This window comes from Phaeobacter inhibens DSM 16374 (genome assembly GCF_000473105.1).
Lineage (GTDB): Bacteria > Pseudomonadota > Alphaproteobacteria > Rhodobacterales > Rhodobacteraceae > Phaeobacter > Phaeobacter inhibens.
Genome location: NZ_KI421498.1, coordinates 597,267 through 615,810, shown reverse-complemented (window position 1 = coordinate 615,810; position 18,544 = coordinate 597,267). Strand labels below are relative to the sequence as shown.

At 60.5% G+C, this 18,544-nt stretch carries 18 protein-coding genes; 4 read left to right on the top strand and 14 right to left on the bottom strand.

Features of this window, described 5'->3' with window-relative positions:
- The first annotated feature begins 106 nt into the window (after nucleotides 1–106).
- Together acnA and INHI_RS20425 are read left to right on the top strand one after the other, a co-directional pair.
- Nucleotides 107–2,794 carry an aconitate hydratase AcnA gene (acnA, locus tag INHI_RS0106665; protein ID WP_027247159.1) on the top strand — a complete coding sequence of 896 codons (2,688 nt, stop codon included), beginning with the start codon at nucleotides 107–109 and terminating at the stop codon, nucleotides 2,792–2,794.
- A 274-nt stretch (nucleotides 2,795–3,068) separates the two neighbouring features.
- Nucleotides 3,069–3,368: a putative quinol monooxygenase gene (locus INHI_RS20425; RefSeq protein ID WP_254656860.1), complete on the top strand. Its 300-nt coding sequence runs from the start codon at nucleotides 3,069–3,071 to the stop codon at nucleotides 3,366–3,368.
- 75 nt (nucleotides 3,369–3,443) lie between these two features.
- On the opposite strand, the gene INHI_RS0106655 is transcribed toward INHI_RS20425, so the two are convergent.
- From INHI_RS0106655 to yajC, 9 genes are all read right to left on the bottom strand, one after another.
- Complete coding sequence (locus tag INHI_RS0106655; protein ID WP_027247157.1) at nucleotides 3,444–3,983, bottom strand: DsbE family thiol:disulfide interchange protein; 540 nt, start codon at nucleotides 3,981–3,983, stop codon at nucleotides 3,444–3,446.
- Nucleotides 3,976–4,149 (bottom strand): heme exporter protein CcmD, encoded by a 174-nt coding sequence (ccmD, locus tag INHI_RS0106650; RefSeq protein WP_415837535.1) that lies wholly within the window; start codon nucleotides 4,147–4,149, stop codon nucleotides 3,976–3,978. Before ccmD ends, INHI_RS0106655 begins: the two co-directional genes overlap by 8 nt.
- Nucleotides 4,146–4,877 (bottom strand): heme ABC transporter permease, encoded by a 732-nt coding sequence (locus INHI_RS0106645; protein WP_014874910.1) that lies wholly within the window; start codon nucleotides 4,875–4,877, stop codon nucleotides 4,146–4,148. Before INHI_RS0106645 ends, ccmD begins: the two co-directional genes overlap by 4 nt.
- A gap of 45 nt (nucleotides 4,878–4,922) precedes the next feature.
- Complete coding sequence (gene ccmB, locus INHI_RS0106640) at nucleotides 4,923–5,579, bottom strand: heme exporter protein CcmB (RefSeq protein WP_014874911.1); 657 nt, start codon at nucleotides 5,577–5,579, stop codon at nucleotides 4,923–4,925.
- The gene (gene ccmA / locus INHI_RS0106635) at nucleotides 5,576–6,202 is read right to left on the bottom strand and encodes a heme ABC exporter ATP-binding protein CcmA (protein WP_027247155.1); all 627 of its coding nucleotides are present in this window, start codon (nucleotides 6,200–6,202) and stop codon (nucleotides 5,576–5,578) included. Before ccmA ends, ccmB begins: the two co-directional genes overlap by 4 nt.
- Nucleotides 6,203–6,297: 95 nt before the next feature.
- The gene (locus INHI_RS0106630) at nucleotides 6,298–6,651 is read right to left on the bottom strand and encodes an Mth938-like domain-containing protein (protein WP_014880259.1); all 354 of its coding nucleotides are present in this window, start codon (nucleotides 6,649–6,651) and stop codon (nucleotides 6,298–6,300) included.
- Between the two features lie 168 nt (nucleotides 6,652–6,819).
- Nucleotides 6,820–7,788 carry a protein translocase subunit SecF gene (gene secF, locus INHI_RS0106620; protein WP_014874914.1) on the bottom strand — a complete coding sequence of 323 codons (969 nt, stop codon included), beginning with the start codon at nucleotides 7,786–7,788 and terminating at the stop codon, nucleotides 6,820–6,822.
- Nucleotide 7,789: 1 nt separating this feature from the next.
- Entirely contained in the window at nucleotides 7,790–9,451 is a 1,662-nt protein-coding gene (gene secD, locus INHI_RS0106615) for a protein translocase subunit SecD (RefSeq protein WP_027247154.1), read from the bottom strand.
- Nucleotides 9,452–9,485: 34 nt separating this feature from the next.
- Nucleotides 9,486–9,770, bottom strand: a complete 285-nt coding sequence (gene yajC / locus INHI_RS0106610; protein ID WP_027247153.1) for a preprotein translocase subunit YajC — start codon at nucleotides 9,768–9,770, stop codon at nucleotides 9,486–9,488.
- A gap of 179 nt (nucleotides 9,771–9,949) precedes the next feature.
- Here yajC and INHI_RS20715 point away from each other — a divergent pair, with 179 nt between their 5' ends.
- Nucleotides 9,950–11,416 carry a pentapeptide repeat-containing protein gene (locus tag INHI_RS20715; RefSeq protein WP_051338956.1) on the top strand — a complete coding sequence of 489 codons (1,467 nt, stop codon included), beginning with the start codon at nucleotides 9,950–9,952 and terminating at the stop codon, nucleotides 11,414–11,416.
- A 109-nt stretch (nucleotides 11,417–11,525) separates the two neighbouring features.
- Complete coding sequence (serS, locus tag INHI_RS0106600; protein ID WP_027247152.1) at nucleotides 11,526–12,818, top strand: serine--tRNA ligase; 1,293 nt, start codon at nucleotides 11,526–11,528, stop codon at nucleotides 12,816–12,818.
- A 90-nt stretch (nucleotides 12,819–12,908) separates the two neighbouring features.
- Here serS and INHI_RS0106595 read toward each other — a convergent pair whose 3' ends face one another.
- From INHI_RS0106595 to INHI_RS0106575, 5 genes are all read right to left on the bottom strand, one after another.
- Nucleotides 12,909–13,592, bottom strand: coding sequence for a helix-hairpin-helix domain-containing protein (locus INHI_RS0106595; RefSeq protein WP_027247151.1), 684 nt, complete (start codon nucleotides 13,590–13,592; stop codon nucleotides 12,909–12,911).
- A complete protein-coding gene (locus INHI_RS0106590) occupies nucleotides 13,589–14,602 on the bottom strand; it encodes a fatty acid desaturase (RefSeq protein WP_027247150.1) in 1,014 nt (337 codons plus the stop codon). Before INHI_RS0106590 ends, INHI_RS0106595 begins: the two co-directional genes overlap by 4 nt.
- Before the next feature lie 302 nt (nucleotides 14,603–14,904).
- Complete coding sequence (gene der / locus INHI_RS0106585) at nucleotides 14,905–16,365, bottom strand: ribosome biogenesis GTPase Der (RefSeq protein ID WP_027247149.1); 1,461 nt, start codon at nucleotides 16,363–16,365, stop codon at nucleotides 14,905–14,907.
- A 99-nt stretch (nucleotides 16,366–16,464) separates the two neighbouring features.
- Complete coding sequence (locus tag INHI_RS0106580) at nucleotides 16,465–17,787, bottom strand: PQQ-like beta-propeller repeat protein (protein ID WP_027247148.1); 1,323 nt, start codon at nucleotides 17,785–17,787, stop codon at nucleotides 16,465–16,467.
- A 55-nt stretch (nucleotides 17,788–17,842) separates the two neighbouring features.
- Nucleotides 17,843–18,514 carry a tetratricopeptide repeat protein gene (locus INHI_RS0106575; RefSeq protein ID WP_014880268.1) on the bottom strand — a complete coding sequence of 224 codons (672 nt, stop codon included), beginning with the start codon at nucleotides 18,512–18,514 and terminating at the stop codon, nucleotides 17,843–17,845.
- Between the last annotated feature and the right edge of the window lie 30 nt (nucleotides 18,515–18,544).

The following is an 18,544-nucleotide window of genomic DNA, read 5'->3' as shown; positions in this document are numbered from 1 at the left end:
TACAAAAATACCGCCTGCGGCGTTTCAGCTATTGAATGCACGCCCGACCTGTTGCAGATAGCCGGTAGCGAATTCCCTGTATTCACATCCCAGAGGGAGGCCAAACATGCCTATCACCGTCGGACAGGACAATGCCAAGACGCGCCGCAAACTGAGCGCAGGCGGCAAGTCGATCTCCTATTACTCGATTCCCGCCGCCACCGAAGCCGGTCTTGGCGATTTTGCCAAGCTGCCTGCCGCGCTGAAAGTGGTGCTGGAAAACATGCTGCGGTTTGAGGACGGCGGCTTCTCCGTCTCCACTGACGATATCAAGGCCTTCGCCGAATGGGGCGCCAATGGCGGCAAAAACCCCCGCGAAATCGCTTATCGTCCGGCCCGCGTGCTGATGCAGGATTTCACCGGCGTTCCCGCCGTTGTGGACCTCGCCGCCATGCGCGATGGTATCAAGGCGCTGGGGGGCGACGCCCAGAAGATCAACCCGCTGAACCCGGTTGATCTGGTCATCGACCACTCGGTCATGATCGACGAGTTCGGCAACCCGCGCGCATTCCAGATGAACGTCGACCGCGAATATGAACGCAACATGGAGCGCTACCAGTTCCTGAAATGGGGCCAGGGCGCGTTCAACAACTTCCGCGTTGTCCCGCCGGGCACCGGCATCTGTCACCAGGTGAACCTGGAATATCTCGCCCAGACCATCTGGTCGGATGAGGATCAGAACGGCGATATGGTTGCCTACCCTGACACGCTGGTTGGCACCGACAGCCACACCACCATGGTCAACGGCGCGGCCGTTCTGGGCTGGGGTGTTGGCGGCATTGAGGCCGAGGCTGCGATGCTGGGTCAGCCGATTTCCATGTTGATCCCTGAGGTCATCGGCTTTGAGCTGACCGGCGCCATGGTCGAAGGCACCACCGGCACCGACCTCGTGCTGAAGGTCGTGGAAATGCTGCGCGCCAAAGGCGTGGTTGGCAAATTCGTGGAATTCTACGGCAAGGGTCTGGACACGCTGCCGCTGGCAGACCGTGCCACCATCGCCAACATGGCGCCTGAATATGGTGCCACCTGTGGCTTCTTCCCGATCGATGATGAAACCATCCGTTACCTGCGCAACACCGGCCGCGACGAAGATCGTATCGCGCTGGTTGAAGCCTACGCGAAGGAAAACGGCTTCTGGCGCGATGCGGATTACGCCCCGATCTACACCGATACGCTGAGCCTCGACATGGGCACCATCGTGCCTGCGATCTCCGGCCCGAAACGCCCGCAGGACTATGTCGCCCTGACCGGTGCCAAGGCGGCCTTCCAGAAGGAAATGGAAGAGACCTTCAAGCGTCCCATGGGCAAGGAAATCGCCGTCAAGGGCGAGGACTACACCATGGAAAGCGGCAAGGTCGTGATCGCCTCGATCACCTCCTGCACCAACACATCCAACCCCTATGTGATGATCGGTGCGGGCCTTGTGGCGCGCAAGGCCGCCGCATTGGGTCTGGATCGCAAACCCTGGGTCAAAACCTCGCTCGCGCCCGGTTCGCAGGTTGTGTCCGCCTATCTGGAGGCCGCAAACCTTCAGGAAGATCTGGACAAGATCGGCTTTAACCTCGTGGGTTATGGCTGCACCACCTGTATCGGCAACTCCGGCCCGATCCAGCAGGAACTGTCCGACGCCATCGCCGAAGGGGATCTGGTCGCGACCTCCGTCCTGTCCGGCAACCGCAACTTTGAAGGCCGTATCAGCCCCGATGTGCGCGCCAACTACCTGGCCTCGCCGCCGCTGGTCGTCGCCTATGCGCTGGCGGGCACCATGGACATTGATCTGGCGACAGATCCGATCGCACAGGACAAGGACGGCAATGACGTCTACCTGAAGGACATCTGGCCGAGCCAGAAAGAGATCGCAGATCTGGTCGAAGCGACCGTGACCCGCGAAGCCTTCCTGTCGAAATATGCCGATGTGTTCAAAGGTGACGAGAAGTGGCAGGCGGTGGAAACCACCGATGCAGAAACCTACGACTGGCCTGCAGCCTCCACCTACATCCAGAACCCGCCCTACTTCCAGGGTATGGGCTCTGAGCCGGGCACCATCTCCAACATCAAGGACGCAAAACCGCTCTTGATCCTTGGCGATATGGTCACCACAGACCACATCTCGCCCGCAGGTTCATTTGCAACCACCACCCCGGCTGGCCAGTATCTGCTGGACCGTCAGGTGCAACCGCGTGAGTTCAACTCCTACGGTTCGCGTCGTGGCAACCACGAGATCATGATGCGCGGCACCTTTGCCAATATCCGCATCAAGAACGAGATGCTGGACGGTGTCGAAGGTGGCTATACCAAAGGCCCCGATGGTCAGCAGACCTCTGTCTACGAGGCCTCCATGGCCTATCAGGAACAGGGTATCCCGCTTGTGGTCTTCGGTGGTGAGCAGTACGGCGCGGGTTCCTCGCGCGACTGGGCGGCCAAGGGCACAGCCCTGCTGGGCGTCAAGGCCGTGATCGCCGAGAGCTTTGAGCGGATCCACCGCTCCAACCTGGTTGGCATGGGCGTTATCCCGTTTGAGTTCACCGGCGGCGACACCCGCAAATCGCTGAACCTCACCGGGGATGAAACCGTCTCGATCCACGGTCTGGATACCATCAAACCTCAGGAAGAGGTCTCCTGCGACATTACCTATGGCGATGGCACATCCAAGACCATCACCCTGAAGTGCCGCATCGATACCGCGCCGGAAATTGAATACATCGAACATGGCGGCGTGCTGCACTACGTGCTGCGCAACCTCGCCAAATCGTAAAACCGGCGCAGGTTTCCTGCGACCCTAACACAGAAAACGGGCGCCATTGCGGTGCCCGTTTTTGTTCCCGTAAAATGACCCGCTCCCAGCACCCGCGTAAAGAGCACCGGCAATGGTAATTTCCCTAACGTCAACTTCCATCTGGACGGCGCACTGTTCAGCGGTCTAGCATTCATGTTGATGGTGGGCACTCCGCCGTACCCTCTCTTTGCGACAGTCGCCACCAACACACACTGCCATCCCCGGCAGAACAACAACCACAAACGGACAGCCCGTGACCAAGACCCCTGAAAAAGAAGCCATTGTTGTCACCGTAAAAGCAGTGCCCAGCCTGTTCGAGGAGTTGGTCGCAGCAACCCAGGCCATGATGCCGGAAACCCGCGCGTTTCCCGGCTGTATCGAGGCGCATCTGCTGCTGGCCCCGGAGCGCGAAGAGATGGTGATTTTTCAGATCTGGGAAAGCAGCGAGGCCCAGAGCGCCTATCTGACCTGGCGTGCGGAACGGGGCGACTTTGAGCGCCTGGGCGAGTTGATCCACGACGAGCAGATCTTCCGCACCTATACGCTTGGCTGACACCAAAAAGCGGAGCCAAATGCGGCCCCGCTTGAGTGTGTTTCCAATCGCCTGCCTTCCGGCATTGGACCCGGATCAGTTCTGCGCGGCACGCTCCAGCGCCGGGCGCAGGGTGGTGTCGATCACCCGCTGCGTGATGGGACCGGCGAACCGCAGGATGATGGTCCCCTTCCCGTCGATCACATAGGTTTCTGGCACGCCGTAAACACCCCAGTCCAGCGCCATCCGCCCGGCGTCGTCCCGGCCTATTGCGCGATAGGGGTTGCCCAGTTCCTCTAAGAACCCGACGGCATTGTCTTCCTGATCCTTGTAGTTGACGCCATAGATCGCCAGCCCTTCGCTGGACAATGCGTCAAGGCTCGGATGTTCCACCCGGCAGGGGCCGCACCAGCTGGCCCAGAAATTCACCAGTTTCACGGTGCCGTCCCGCAGGGTGGCATCATCAAATCCGGGATCATCGGCAAAGCTGGTGAGAACCACCGGTGGCGCGGATTGCCCCTCACGGGCAGACGGCAGGCTTTCGGGGTCGTTGCGAAACATGCCAGCAAAGGCCAGTGCAACAAAACTGCCAAAGACCAGCACGGGCAGTGCCATCACAGGGGAGATCTTAGCCACGGGGCGTTCCTCCCGGGCCTTGCATCTGCTGTTCCATCTCCTGCATCTGCCGCCGTACGCGGCGACCACGGGCAAATGTCATCAGCAGCAGCGCCAACAATAGCAACAGGGAAGCGGCATAAGACGACAGCACCTCAACCGCATATTTTCCAAGATCTGGCATCATGCTTGCATCCTTTCCCGCAGCATCAGGGCGCGCATCCGCCGGGCCCGGATCTCTGTGCCGGTACGATAGAGCACCAAAGCCAGAAACAAGAGGCCAAACCCGATCATACAAACATACAGCGGGTTGGAAAACGCATCCGCCACGTTCTCTTCCTTGTCCAGCGACAGCGAGGCCCCCTGATGCAGCCCCTGATTCCAGAAATTGACCGCATAGCGGCTGAGCACCGCAAAGACCGAGCCTACCAGACATAGGATGGAGGTCAGATCAGCGGCAGTATCCGGGTCCTCGATCGCCTCCCAGAGGGCAATATAGCCAAGGTAGAACAGGAACAGCACCAGAAAGGAGGTCAGTCGTGGATCCCATTCCCACCATGTTCCCCACATCGGCTGACCCCAAAGCGCCCCGGTGATCAGTGCAATCAGCGTCATCACCACCCCGATGGGGGCCGCAGCCTTCGCCGCCAGCGCGCTCACGTGATGGCGACGTACCACCCAGATCAGCGAGGCGACCAGCATCATGAACCAGGCATTGATCGCAATCAGTGCTGCGGGCACATGCAGGAAGATGATCTTGACGGTGGATCCCTGCCGGTAATCATCCGGCGTGAAGAAGAACCCCCAGATCAGCCCAACCGTGCACAGCACAGCGGCTGAGACCCACAGTGCGGGCATCACCCGTTCCGACGTGGTCAGGAACTTCTTTGGATTGGCGTATTCCCAGATCGACATAGTGGCTATTTAGCTCTTGCTTGAAGGGATCTCAATTCATTCATCCTAGCGCAAATTGACGCGCAGGACGGCGGCGCTGGCAAAGGGCAGCAGCGCCAGCGTGGCGGCCGAAATACCGGCCAGCATCAACAACGGCGTCTCCACCGCCATACCCGCCGCGCCGCGCCGCGCGGCCTCTGCGCCGAATATCAACGTCGGCACGTAAAGCGGCAGCACCAAGAGCGACATCAACAGCCCGCCCCGCTTCAGCCCCACTGTGAGTGCGGCGCCAAAGGTGCCGATCACCGACAGCGCAGGCGTGCCCAGCAGAAGCGAGACCACCAGCCACAGAAAGCCCGCCGTCGGCAGGTTGAGCAGCACCCCCAGCACAGGCGCCGCCAGCACCAGCGGCAGGCTGGTGGTGATCCAATGGGCCAGCGCCTTGATCGTCACGACCGCTTCCAGCGGCAGCGGGGCGGTGGCCATCAGATCCAGCGTTCCGTCCTCCCAGTCCAGCGCCAGCAGCCGGTCCAAGGACAACAGACAAGCCAAGAGCGCGCCCAGCCACAGCACACCAGGAGCAATCCGGCCCAGCAGCTCCGATTGCGGTCCGACGGAAAACGGAACCAGTACCGTCACGATCAGGAAAAACGCCAGCCCCAGACCAAAGCCACCGCCCGCGCGCAGGGCCAGCCGCAGATCCCGCAGCAACAGCGCCCTCATAGGAAGGCTCCGTCGAAATTATCCAGATCCGACAGCTTGGCGCGAAACCGGCTGACATCCAGCGTATCGCCATCCAGGCCAAGGTCGATATGGGTGGCAATCAACGCCCCACCGCCGCTGTCCAGATGCCCCTGCACCACGCCCGCGAACTGCTGCACTGATGCGCGATCCAGACTGACGGTCGGCTCATCCAATATCCAGTAGCGCCGCCCGGTGACCATCAGTCGTGCAAGGCCCAAACGGCGTTTCTGACCCGCTGATAAGGCTCCCGCAGGACGATCGCGTAGACCGCGTAAATCAAAGGCATCCAGCGCGGCATCAATCGCGCCTGTGGCAAAGATTGCCGCCCAGAACTGCAGGTTCTCCGCCACCGTCAGCGTCAGCTTGATCCCATCGGCGTGGCCTGCATAGGCGATGTCGTCTTCATCCCCGGTCCCGTCAAACGTAATATCCCCTGCCAGTGGCGGTTGCAGCCCGGCGATGGTGCGCAACAGCGTGGTCTTGCCACAGCCGTTCGGCCCCCGCAGGATCAGCGCCCGACCCGACGTCAGCGCAAAGCTCACGCCTTCCAGCACCGGAACGCCGCCACGCGCGATGCTCAGCCCTGCGATGGTCACTGTCATGAAATCCGCCTACCTCTTTGGTTCCTGTCGAAAAACCCGATCCGGGGCGACCTGTCCTTGCGCAAGATCAAGCCCCGGCTCGCAACTGCAGTGTGTCAGACCGCAAGGGCCGCAAGGGCAATCCGGCGCCCCTCGGACAGGAGGACGTTATAGGTGCGGCAGGCGGCGGGAGAGTTCATCGCCTCAACCCCGATCCCGGCCCCTTCCAGCTGCTGACGCAGGCTTGCGGGGATATGCGCAACCTCGGCCCCGGTGCCGATGAACAGCACATCAACCTCACCGACAAGCGCCAATAGCGGGTCCGCATCCTCATAGCCGCCCCACCCGGTGGTCCCGGTTGCCCCGGTTAGGATATGACCCTGATGCACCTCACCGCCCACGCGAAAGAAACCCGGCCCGTAGCCGTCAATTGGCAGGGCGTCCGTATAGGCAACTTCGTTCAAACGCATGGCGTGCATCCTCTGTTCGTGGTCGGCGGCGGGCGCGTGGTGCTGCGCCCTGCCCGGCTGCATAACATGTTCGCCCCCCTGACAAAACACCAGCCCGGCTGATGCCAATAAAAAGAGGCCGCACCCGTGTGGGATGCGGCCTCTGACATTTGAAATCTGCCCGAAGGCTCAGGCGTCGATATTGGCGAACTGATTGCCTGCGGTGTTCGACGGTTTGGTCCAGTCGCGTTTCACGCCCAGCCACAGCAAGATGGTGGAGGCCACGAAGATCGACGAATAGGTGCCGATAATAACGCCCCAGATCATCGCAAAGACAAAGCCCCGGATCACATCCCCGCCCAGAACATAGAGCGAGATCAGCGCCAGCAGCGTCGTCACCGAGGTCATCACCGTCCGGCTGAGGGTTTCGTTGATCGAGATGTTCAGAACCTCGGCCAGCGGCTTCTTCTTGTAGCGGCGCAGGTTCTCGCGCACCCGGTCAAAAACCACCACGGTATCATTCAGCGAATAGCCGACGATGGTCAGCAGCGCCGCGATGATGGCCAGATCGAACTTGATCTGCAGTTCCGAGAACACGCCGATGGTCAGAACGACGTCATGAACAAGCGCCGCGACGGCCCCCAGTGCAAACTGCCATTCGAAGCGCAGCCAGATGTAAATCAGAACCGCGCCAATCGCGAGCGCCACTGCCAGCACCGCCGTCTGTACCAGCTCACCCGAAACCTTGGGACCTACGGATTCCACCGACACAAACTTAATGCCAGGTGCCACCGCATCCAATGCGGCATTCACATCAGCGATCACCTCGCCAGAGATCGACTCGCCATCGGCCTGCGCCTGAATACGCACCATGGCGACATGCTGATCCTCGGCGAATGTCGGATCAAACACCTCGCTGATGGTGATGTCGCCCAGCTCCAGCGGCTCCAGCGCAGCACGATAGGTGCCCACGTCAATCTCCGTGGTGCTTTCGGTGCGGATGGTGGTACCGCCCCGGAAATCGATGCCGAAATTCAGCCCCTGCAAGGCAAAGGAGGCAAAACCGACAACAATCATCAGGGCAGAGATGCCCAGCCACAGTTTCCAGCGCTTGAAGAAATCAAACGAGGTATTTTCGGGAATAAGTTTCAGCCGCATATTATACCTCGATCGTTTTCGGACGACGCCGTTCAAACCACATCACGATGATTACCCGTGTCACAAAGATCGCGGTGAACACCGAGGTCATGATCCCCAGCCCCAACGTGATCGCAAAGCCACGCACCGGGCCGGACCCCATGGCGAACAGGATCACCGCCGTGATGAAGGTGGTGATATTGGCATCAAGAATGGCACTCAGCGCTTTGGAGTAGCCCTCGTCAATGGCCCGTGCAGGACCACGACCGGCCTTCAGCTCCTCGCGGATCCGTTCAAAGATCAGCACATTGGCATCCACCGCCATACCAACCGTCAGAACAATACCCGCAATCCCCGGCAGGGTCAGCGTGGCACCAATCAGGCTCAGCGCGCCAAAGATAAGCGCAATATTGAGGATCAGCGCGATATTGGCAAAGACCCCGAACAGACCGTAACTCAGCGCCATGAACACCAGCACCCCGACAAAGGCGACGATGGTCGCAACCTTGCCCGCGTCGATGCTGTCCTGACCCAGTTCCGGGCCGATGGTCCGCTCTTCCAGGAACTCCAGCCCCGCAGGCAGCGCACCTGCACGCAGCAGGATCGCCATATTGGTGCTTTCCTCGATGGTGAAGTTGCCGGTGATAATGCCAGAGCCACCCGGGATATGCGACTGAATCACTGGGGCGGAGACCACCTCCTCATCCAGCACGATGGCAAAGGGCGAACCGATGTTTTCGGCCGTATAATCCCCGAACTTGCGCGCGCCAGTGGTATTGAAGCGGAAGCTGACCGCCGGGCGGCCGTTCTGATCAAACGACGGCTGCGCGTCCACCAGTTCCTCACCGGTCACAACGGGTGCGGCCTCAACGGTGTAGAACACGCCGTCTTCGTCCAGCGACGGCACGACTTTGTTGCCGACACCCGCATTGGCATCGGCGTCCGTGCCGCGCCCTACGACGGGGTTAAAGGTCAGCTGTGCGGTGGTGCCGATAATCTCTTTCAGCTCAGACGCTGACCCGATGCCCGGCACCTGGATCAGGATCCGGTCGCTGCCCTGGCGCTGAATGGTCGGCTCGCGGGTGCCCACCTCGTCAATCCGGCGGCGGATGATTTCCAGTGCCTGACGCACGGTGCGGTCATCAGAGGCCAGCTTCTCCTGCTCGCTCAGCTCTACCGTCAGAATGTCACCGGTCCCGGACACGGTGATATCCGTGGCCCCGGCGCCGGTCAGGCTGGTGATCGGATTGGCCAGACCACGCACAACCTCCAGCGCGCGGGCCATGCCCTCGGGCTTGGAGATCTTCAGACGAATCTGCCCTTCCGGTGCCTGCTGGCGGCGAAAGGTGCCAACCTCACCGCGCTCAGGGCGCAGCGCGTCACGCACTTCGGGCCAGAGCGCATCCATCCGCGCGCCGTAGACGTCGGCCACCTTCACCTCGGCCAGAAGATGCGCACCACCGCGCAGGTCCAGACCAAGGTTGACCAGCGACGACGGCATGAACGACGGCCATTGGCCCGCCACGTCCAGCCGCGCGGGGCTTTCGCCCTTGGCGATTATTTCTGCGGCGGCGTCATTGGCCTGCTCGACGCGCGTGTAAAACGCATTTGGCAGGGCAAGCAAAAGGCCGGTCACACAGACCAGCCAGATGAGAACCCGCTTCCAGAGATCAATTTGCAGCATTGCCCTGCCTTTTCAGTTGGTTAAGCGGGGATACTTACGCTGCCGGCTCGGTCTTGTTCAGAACCTGTGCGATGGTGGATTTGATCACGCGGATTTTGACACCCTCGGCGATTTCCACTTCGATTTCACCGTCTTCCTTGACCTTGGCCACCTTGCCGATGATCCCACCCTGGGTCACCACCTGATCGCCACGGCGCAGCGCTTCGACCATCGACTGATGGGTCTTCAGCTTTTTCTGCTGCGGACGGATCAGCAGGAAGTACATGATTGCAAAGATCAGAATGAGCGGGAGAAACTGGGCGAGTGCGCCACCATCCATGGGATATTCCTTCTATGTGACAGGCGCTTGTGACGCCCTTAATTTTGCAGGGGAACCTATGCGCTGGCCCCGGGCTTTGCAAGGCTAAGGGGGCCTTATCTGATACCGCAAACGCAGTTGACCCACGGCGAGCGCGATGAGAGGGTTTTTGCACCCTATTTCAGATTCAGATTGCCCGTATGACCGAACTTACTTTGCCGATTGATCCCAAGTATTTCTGGGCGATTGTGACCCTTGCCGGTTTTGCACTGGCGGTGGCCGTCGTCTATGCCGTCATGCCCCGGACGGATGGCAAGCACACCAATCCGCTAGACCGCCTCAAAGATATTCTGGGGCTGGCGCAGTTCGGCGACGGGCTGTTTCTGTTGCTTGCCCTGATGTGGTCCGGCCTGTTTCTGGCGCTGTTCGCCGGTCTGCTGCTGATGCTGTGGGAGCTGATCTGGTTTGTGGTCCCGCAAAATCCGCTGGCAGAGGCATCTGCCCGGTTCGCCCTACTGCGACTGGCGGCGATGACTGCAACCCTTGGCGCGGTGGTGGCGCTGCCTTTCACCCTGATCCGGGTGAGACTGACGCGCGAGGCCAACAAGACAGCTGATGAAGCCCTGTTCAACGACAAGATCAACGCCGCCACCGAAGACCTTCACGCCATGCGCCAGCGCTGGGACGGTGAGCAGAAGCAAAATATCTGGGAAGACGACATAACCCGCCGCAACGCTGCCATTGATCGACTGGAAGGGCTGGTGAAGGAGCGCCCGGACACAGCTCCCCGAGTTTCGCGACTGCTCAGCGTTTATGTGCGCGAACTCTCTCGCGAAGTACCCGCTGAGATACCTCCAGAAGAACTGACACCTAACGAATTGCACCGCTGGCTATTTGGGCTAACTGTTAAACGCTCAGACATGGAAAATGCGGTTCAGGTTCTAGGCCGGATGAAACGGATCCGAGCAGTGAACTGCGTAAGCATCTCTATTGATCTGCGACACGCCAATCTTCAAAGATTCGACCTGACAGGTCTAGACCTGTCAGGTGCCATATTGTCGGGGAGCCATCTGCAAGGATCATTTCTAAGAGATACACAGTTACAGAATGCCAGTCTCCCATTTGCGAAGATGCAAGGTACCAATCTGGGCAATGCTAAGATGATGATGGCTGACCTTGGCTGGGCGGATCTACGACAAGCATTTCTTGGATGCGCGATGTTACGTGGCGCGAGTCTTCGCCATGCCGACATGCAGGGTGCTGAACTCTCCGATGCGGAGCTGCAAAAAGCAGACCTCACTTCGACGAATATGCGGGGTGCAAACCTCAGCAGAGCAAAGATGCAGGGAATACGACTCGGAGGCGCAAATATGCAGGGCGCAGATATTAGCGCAACAACCATCGATGGCGCCAGCGCTCTCAACAGAGCCGATCTTTCGGGCTCTTTGCTGAGCCAAGTGGATTTTTCTCGTACTAATATAGGCCTAGAACAGCTTAATAGCGGATTTGGCACAACAGATACTATTCTTCCGAACGGCAACGGACCGGACAGCTCGGATTGGCCCGCCCATTGGCCAAAACTTGCAATGGGCCATGGCCAAACATTCCGACAATGGAAGAAATGGCAAACGGACCCCGACAACTACACGCCTCCCACCGCCCCCTAACGTGCCATCCCACAACACCCCGGCGGCAAACGTGCGCGCCCTCTTCCCCTTCCCGCCCCCATCCGGCATATGCTGGCGGCACTGATTCAACGCTTTAGGAGCACCTCCCATGCATGACATCCGCGCGATCCGCGAGAACCCTGCCGCTTTTGACGCCGCTTTGGCGCGGCGTGGGGATGCGGCGATGTCTTCCGACATCCTGGCGCTGGATGAATCCCGCCGGGCCAAAATCCAGGCAGCTGAAACCGCGCAGGCTGATCAGAACAAGGCGGCCAAGGCCATTGGTGCGGCCAAGGCCAAAGGGGATGACGCCGAATTCGAACGTCTGCGCGCCGAGGTGGCTGGCAAGAAAGCCGAAGTCGCGGCCCTGCAGACCGAGGCCAAGGAGCTGGACGCCAAGCTGACCGACGTGCTGGCGCGCATCCCCAACCTGCCCGCAGAGGACGTGCCAGCGGGCGCCGATGAGGACGACAATGTCGAGGTCAGCAAATGGGGGGCGATCCCCAATTTCGCCTTTGACCCGAAAGAGCATTTTGAAATCAAGGGCGTCGCGGCTGCGATGGATTTTGAAACCGCTGCAAAGATCTCCGGCGCGCGTTTTGTGCTGCTGAAGGGCGCTGTGGCGCGCATCCACCGCGCGCTGGCGCAGTTCATGGTCGACACCCATGTGGATGAAAACGGCCTTACGGAGGTGAACTCCCCGGTGCTGGTGCGTGACGAGGCGATGTATGGCACCGATAAGCTGCCCAAATTTGGCGATGACAGCTATCAGACCACCAATGGCTGGTGGCTGGTGCCGACCTCCGAGGTGCCGCTGACCTATTCCGTAGCGGGCGACACGCTTGATGAGGCCGCCCTGCCGATCCGCATGACCGCGCATACGCTGTGTTTCCGCTCCGAGGCGGGCAGCGCTGGCAAGGACACCTCCGGCATGCTGCGTCAGCACCAGTTCGAGAAGGTCGAAATGGTCTCTGTCGTGCATCCGACCCAATCCGACGATGAACAAAAACGCATGCTGCGCTGCGCCGAGGGGATCCTTGAAAAACTGGGCATCCCCTATCGCACCGTGGTGCTCTGCACCGGTGACATGGGCTTTGGCGCGCGCCGCACCTTTGACATCGAGGCCTGGGTGCCCGGTCAGAACACTTACCGCGAGATTTCCTCAGTCTCCACCACAGGTGATTTCCAGGCCCGCCGCATGAACGCCCGGTTCAAACCTTCGGACGGTGGCAAGCCGGAATATCTGCACACGCTGAACGGCTCTGGTCTGGCGGTCGGGCGCTGCCTGATTGCTGTGCTGGAAAACGGTCAGCAGGAAGACGGATCCGTCAAACTGCCAGAGGTTCTGGCCCCCTATCTGAGCGGTCGCTTGACCCTGACGGCAGAAGGCGCATTGGTTTAACAACCACGCACAATCTCTTAATAAGAAGTAAAAAACCGACGCCTCACAGCGTCGGTTTTCTTTGTTCTCGGCACAGTGTTCCCGGCGGCGCTATTTCTTTTTCTTACCCTTCGCAGGAACGCTCGGCTCTCTCTGCTTCTTGACTATTGGCTTCTTTACTCCGTCCCTCTTGGCGGCGACCTTCTTGGTCGGCTCTTTCCTGGATGGATCTTTCTTGCCGCTGTCTTTCCTGGGCGCCTCTTTCTTCGGGTTATGCTTGGCCTCAAGGATGGCCTTCGCCTTGGCCTTTTCCTTTTCAATCGCGCGTTTGGCCTTCGCCTTCACCCGCTTGGCCTTCGCCTTGGCTTTCACCTTTGCGGCGGCAAATTCCTCGGCAAGGGCGGCGGCTTTCCTGGCGGATTTCTTCGCTTTCAGAACCGCTTTCTCCGCCTTGGCCTCTGCCGCACGACGGGCGGCCTCGGCAGCGGCCAGCGCGGAACTGAGTTTATCGGCCTCGGCGCGGTCGGCAGGTTGCTCCGGCGTTGCGCCATTCGGCGCTGTCGGTGCGGCACCATTGGCGCGGCGGGCGGGTTTGCCACGCTCCGGGCTGGCCTCCGCTTGCGCCTTCTGTGCCTCTGCGGACAGTCGCGTCGCACGCAGCTTGCCGATCTTGGGGATCTTGCTCAGCTCCTCTGGCGATTTTCCAGCCACAGCCTCGATCGTGGCGTAGCCGTTTTCCGATAGGATTCGGGCCAGCGCAGGGCCAACACCGGGAAGTTTGGCGATAGATGTCATGAAGGCTCCTGCGTGTTGGTTTGCCCAGTGGCCGTGACCAGTGTCCCCGGCGCATTAGCTGGCGGGAATGGCACCAGCCGCTGCTGATCCTCGTCCCAAAGCTTTAGCCCCATGGCGCGGATCGCCTCGCCAAATTTGATCCGGCGCGGTGCAATCTCCGGCGGCAGGTTGTGGTGGCAGCGGCGCAGCCGGTAACTGGGAATGCGGGCGTTAAAATGGTGAATATCATGAAGCGTGATATTGGCGACTGCAAAGTCAAAAAACCAGCCAAAATCGAGGCAGGATGATCCCTGAAGCGCCGCAACCTGCGGGTTGAGGTCAGGCCGACGATCCCAATAAGTGTCCTCGAAATTATGCTGCAGATAAACCAGGAACACGCCGATCATGCCCCCCAAAAAGGAAAACCCAAGCCAGACCAAGACACCGGTCGTACCCGCGATGGCGTAGAGCAGCGCAAGCAGCAGCACGATCACTACATTGTGCAGCACCACCCCCAAGACACCAAAGCGCAGCGTGTTTTTGGGCCAGCGGTAGCGAATGAAATAGGTGAACGCCGCCCCCAGCGGCACCAGCACAAGCGGATTGCGATACAGCCGATAGGCCAGCCGCTGTGCCCAGCCTGCCGCATGCCATTCGCGCAGCGTCATGGTGTGGATCTCACCGGACTCGCGGTGTTCCAGATTACCAACATAGGCATGATGCTCATTGTGGTTCTGTTTCATCACCTCAAACGGGGCAAAGGTGAAGGGCGACAGCACATGACCGGCAACTTCATTCTGGATCCGGGTTTCAAACAGCGAATGATGCCCGGTGTCATGTTGCAGCACGTATAGCCGCACCGCCGCAAAGGCAAACACACCCCCCGCAGGCAGCATCAGATACCAGATCTCGGCGTAGCGGATCGCAACCGTCAGCGACAGGAAGTAGACTGCGAATGTCCCGAAATAGCTGAGCGCGGCCAGCCGGTTATCCTTGTCACAATATGTCCGCGTATATGCTCTCAAATCCATGGGATGTTCCCTAGAGACGCAGTGTGACGCCACGATGACGCGGCACTCAGGTGATATGTCACCAAGCGCGCGGCGACCCGACGCCACTGTTAATATCCCGGTCATGGCCATACTGCGCCTAACAAACTTGGCAACAGCCCACCGGCATTTCAATAAATTACAGTGAAGCCTAGCAAGGCCAATGGCTTGCGGTCAAATTCTACGTAGTCAGCGCAGGCGCAAACCCGCGTTTGCCATGAAAAAAGGCAGCCTCCAACATGGAAAGCTGCCTCTTGTCATTCTTGGAGCAGGCACCTGCGCGCTTAGTTGCGGCGGCCTTCCAGATGTTTGCGCAGCTTCGACGGCGGCGCCTTTTTCTTGCCCTTGTAGGGGTTCTTGTCCGACTGCGAGCGCAGCGTCAGACGGATCGGCGAGCCGGGCATATCAAAATCCTGGCGCAACCCGTTGACCAGATAACGATTATAGCTCTCGGGCATCTTGTCGGGATGCGAACACATCACCACAAAGCCCGGCGGACGGGTTTTGGCTTGGGTCATGTAGCGCAGCTTGATCCGCTTACCCTGCGGGGCTGGCGGCGGGTGCTGTTCCAGCATCCCCGTCAGCCAGCGGTTCAGCGCCGCTGTTGGTATCCGGCGGTTCCAGACGTCATAGGCGCGCATGATGGCGGCGTGCAGCCGGTCCAGCCCCTTGCCGGTTTTGGCCGACACGGTGATCAGCGGCGCGCCGCGCAACTGCGGCAGAAGCCGGTCAAAGGCCTCTTTCAGATTGCGCAGTTTTTCCTGCTTTTCGTCCTCAATGTCCCATTTGTTCACCGCGACCACAACCGCGCGGCCTTCGCGCTCGGCCAGATCGGCAATGCGCAGATCCTGCTGTTCAAACGGGATTGCCGCGTCCAGCAGGACCACCACAACCTCGGCAAACTTTACCGCGCGCAGGCCGTCGGACACGGAGAGTTTCTCCAGCTTTTCCTGCACCTTGGCCTTCTTGCGCATACCCGCGGTATCGAAGATCCGCATGGGCACATCCTGCCAGTCGATCTGTAGCGAGATCGCATCGCGGGTGATCCCGGCCTCGGGCCCGGTCAGCAGACGGTCCTCACCGAGGATCTTGTTGATCAGCGTGGATTTACCCGCATTCGGACGCCCGACAACAGCAACCTGCAACGGCTTGTTGCGGGTTGGCATCGGCACCGACAGATCTTCTTCGTCATCGTCTTCGTCCAGAGCGACGTCAATCTCTGGGCTGTCATCCTTAGCGCGTTCTTCGAACTCATCCGCCAAGGGCATCAGCTGCGAATAAAGGTCATTCAGACCTTCGCCATGCTCACCGGACAGGCGGATCGGCTCTCCCAGACCCAAGCCCCAGGCATCCAGCACACCGGCATCAGCGGCGTTGCCCTCAGCCTTGTTGGCAGCCAGAATCACATGGGCAGACTTCTTGCGCAGGATTTCCGCAAACATCTGGTCGATGGGCGTTACCCCAACGCGTGCATCAATCATGAACAGGCAAACGTCGGCCATATCAACGGCCCGCTCGGTCAGGCGGCGCATCCGCCCTTCCAGCGAGTTGTCGGTGGCATCTTCCAGACCGGCGGTGTCCACCACGGTAAAGCGCAGGTCGCCGAGACGCGCTTCCCCTTCGCGCAGATCGCGCGTGACGCCGGGCTGGTCATCCACCAGCGCCAGCCGCTTGCCGACGAGACGATTGAACAATGTGGATTTGCCCACATTCGGGCGGCCCACAATAGCGAGGGTAAAAGACATCAGACCAACTTTCTGCGATTCAGACGCGCCCCATAGCGCATCTGCGCGCGCCCTGCCAGAGCACATCGCTGCGTAAATCTCTCCTACCGCATCAAAGCGCTATCGGAAAGCGTGCAATTCACCCTTGGTGGAGACAACATAAAGCGTCCCATTCGCCACAACGGGCGCGGTGCTGGCGCCGCCGGGCACCGCCACACTGCGCAGCAGCGCGCCGCTTTCGGGGCTGAAGAAGCGCAACAGCCCGTCGTTGGACGCAATCACCACCTGACCACCGGCCAGAACCGGCCCGTGATGGGCCACCACCGCGCCGCGTTTGCGGGGTTTATCCTTGAGGTATCCGGGCAGGTTCGTGGCCCAGATTGCATCGCCACTGTCAGCATCCAGCCGCACCAATTGGCCAAGGTCGCTGATCAGGAACACATTGCCCGCAACTGCCCAGACCGGATCCACCGCGCCATGAGGGGCCGTCCACAAACGATCTCCGGAACCAAGGTCAAAAGCCGCCGTGCGCCCAGACTGGTTGCCGACATACATCCGGTTGCCGGACACGACGGGTGCGCCGGTGACATCGCTGATGCGGGAAATTGTCCGGCCAATCCGCTTGCCCGCAACCGAGGCATTCCAGCGCCGCAGACCGCCCTTGCGGAAGGTTGCGGTCAGGTCGCCCGAGCCAAAGGCAAAGATCGCCAGATCAGATGTGACCGCAGGCGCTGGTGCGCCCAGAATGTTCGACGGGCTGGGTGTGGCCTGAACCTGCCAGGCAATGCGACCATCCTTGGCGTGGACCGCCCAGCCGGTATCATCCCCCGCCACCAGATAGACCAGACCGTCGCGCACAGTAGGCTGACCGGAGCCGGTGGCCTCCAGCTCCTGCCGCCAGATGGTTGCACCGCTGGCCGCATCCAGAGCGGTCAGCACGCCATAGCCGGAAGACACATAGAGCACGCCACCATCATAGGCCAAGCCGCCACCGGTGGCCTGCCCTGAACTGTCAGACGCAGGCAGCAGCTCGCTTTGCCACTGCAACGCCCCTGCCGGGCTGACGGCCGAAACCTTGGCGCCACTGTCCAGCGTGTAGATGCGACCATCGCCCACAACCGGTGTGGCGGTGATGCGCTGGCGGCGGCTGTCCCCGTCGCCGATGGAGGTGGACCAGATCGCGTTTGGCGAAGCGGCCAGCGCCGGATGTGCGGGACGCAGCCCTTCGACACCCGGCCCTTGTGGCCAGCTGGCATTGTTGCGTGTTGCAGGCAGCGCAATGGCGCGGGTCTCATTGCTGACAACCGTGACGCTGTCATCGCGCAGATCCAGACGCTCGCCGCGCAGGATGACCTCAGGCTCGGCGCAGGCGGACAGGATCAACGCCAATGCGGTTCCCGTCAGAATGCCCCTCGCGCTCCAAAAGCTTGTTACTGCCATCATTGCCCTGCCCCATTACTGCACGTTTGTCGTGGCGCCCATCGGCGCCGAATTGATCTTAGCCTTCTGTCGCCGACACCGGCTCCAGCGCTCCCCCAAGCGCCACAATCACTTGCGAAGCACGGTCTTTCAAGTCCGAGGTGACACCGGCGGAGGCAATAATCTCCTGCAACCGCGAAATGGCGGCGTCTGTGTTGTCCTCTTCGATATCAATCAGTGCCAGCTGTTCCTGTGCCAGCAGCGCCAGCGGCGCGCCCGGCTGGGCCAGCGCCTCGAACTGAATCCGGCGATCTGCCGCGGGCAGGCTCTCCTGCTGCAGGCCAAGCGCCTTGAACGTCGCGATGTGACGATAGATCAGTGGCATTTCCCCGTTGCGCGCAACCGCATTCAGCCGTTCAACAGCCGCCGCACGGTCTCCGGCATCCGCCAAAGCACCCGCCTGCAACAGCTTCAAAACGGTATCGCCACCTGCGGTCTCAGCGGTGATCGCATCCAGGGCCGTCGCCCGTGCCGCACTGTCATCACTGTCCAGCGCCGCAATCATCTGATCGCCAAGCGCCTGGGATGCCGCTTCGGTCTGGGCCCGGTTATATTCGCGCAAGGCGGCGCCACCGACGATCAACACCACCGCAATGCCGCCAATCCAGCCATAACGTTTGAGCATCTTGAACAGGCGATCGCGGCGGACCTCTTCTGTCACCTCATCGATAAAGCTGTCGGTGTCGCTCATGAAAATGTCCCTGGCAGATCCCGCAACCGC

What these genes read in the sequence shown, in the direction of transcription:
- INHI_RS0106590 (WP_027247150.1), bottom strand. Translation starts at nt 14,602, where the DNA reads ATGGATTTGAGAGCATATACGCGGACATATTGTGACAAGGATAACCGG.
- der (WP_027247149.1), bottom strand. Translation starts at nt 16,365, where the DNA reads ATGTCTTTTACCCTCGCTATTGTGGGCCGCCCGAATGTGGGCAAATCC.
- INHI_RS0106580 (WP_027247148.1), bottom strand. Translation starts at nt 17,787, where the DNA reads ATGATGGCAGTAACAAGCTTTTGGAGCGCGAGGGGCATTCTGACGGGA.
- INHI_RS20715 (WP_051338956.1), top strand. Translation starts at nt 9,950, where the DNA reads ATGACCGAACTTACTTTGCCGATTGATCCCAAGTATTTCTGGGCGATT.
- acnA (WP_027247159.1), top strand. Translation starts at nt 107, where the DNA reads ATGCCTATCACCGTCGGACAGGACAATGCCAAGACGCGCCGCAAACTG.
- ccmD (WP_415837535.1), bottom strand. Translation starts at nt 4,149, where the DNA reads ATGATGCCAGATCTTGGAAAATATGCGGTTGAGGTGCTGTCGTCTTAT.
- serS (WP_027247152.1), top strand. Translation starts at nt 11,526, where the DNA reads ATGCATGACATCCGCGCGATCCGCGAGAACCCTGCCGCTTTTGACGCC.
- ccmB (WP_014874911.1), bottom strand. Translation starts at nt 5,579, where the DNA reads ATGAGGGCGCTGTTGCTGCGGGATCTGCGGCTGGCCCTGCGCGCGGGC.
- secF (WP_014874914.1), bottom strand. Translation starts at nt 7,788, where the DNA reads ATGCGGCTGAAACTTATTCCCGAAAATACCTCGTTTGATTTCTTCAAG.
- INHI_RS0106645 (WP_014874910.1), bottom strand. Translation starts at nt 4,877, where the DNA reads ATGTCGATCTGGGAATACGCCAATCCAAAGAAGTTCCTGACCACGTCG.
- ccmA (WP_027247155.1), bottom strand. Translation starts at nt 6,202, where the DNA reads ATGACAGTGACCATCGCAGGGCTGAGCATCGCGCGTGGCGGCGTTCCG.
- yajC (WP_027247153.1), bottom strand. Translation starts at nt 9,770, where the DNA reads ATGGATGGTGGCGCACTCGCCCAGTTTCTCCCGCTCATTCTGATCTTT.
- INHI_RS0106595 (WP_027247151.1), bottom strand. Translation starts at nt 13,592, where the DNA reads ATGACATCTATCGCCAAACTTCCCGGTGTTGGCCCTGCGCTGGCCCGA.
- secD (WP_027247154.1), bottom strand. Translation starts at nt 9,451, where the DNA reads ATGCTGCAAATTGATCTCTGGAAGCGGGTTCTCATCTGGCTGGTCTGT.
- INHI_RS0106575 (WP_014880268.1), bottom strand. Translation starts at nt 18,514, where the DNA reads ATGAGCGACACCGACAGCTTTATCGATGAGGTGACAGAAGAGGTCCGC.
- INHI_RS0106630 (WP_014880259.1), bottom strand. Translation starts at nt 6,651, where the DNA reads ATGCGTTTGAACGAAGTTGCCTATACGGACGCCCTGCCAATTGACGGC.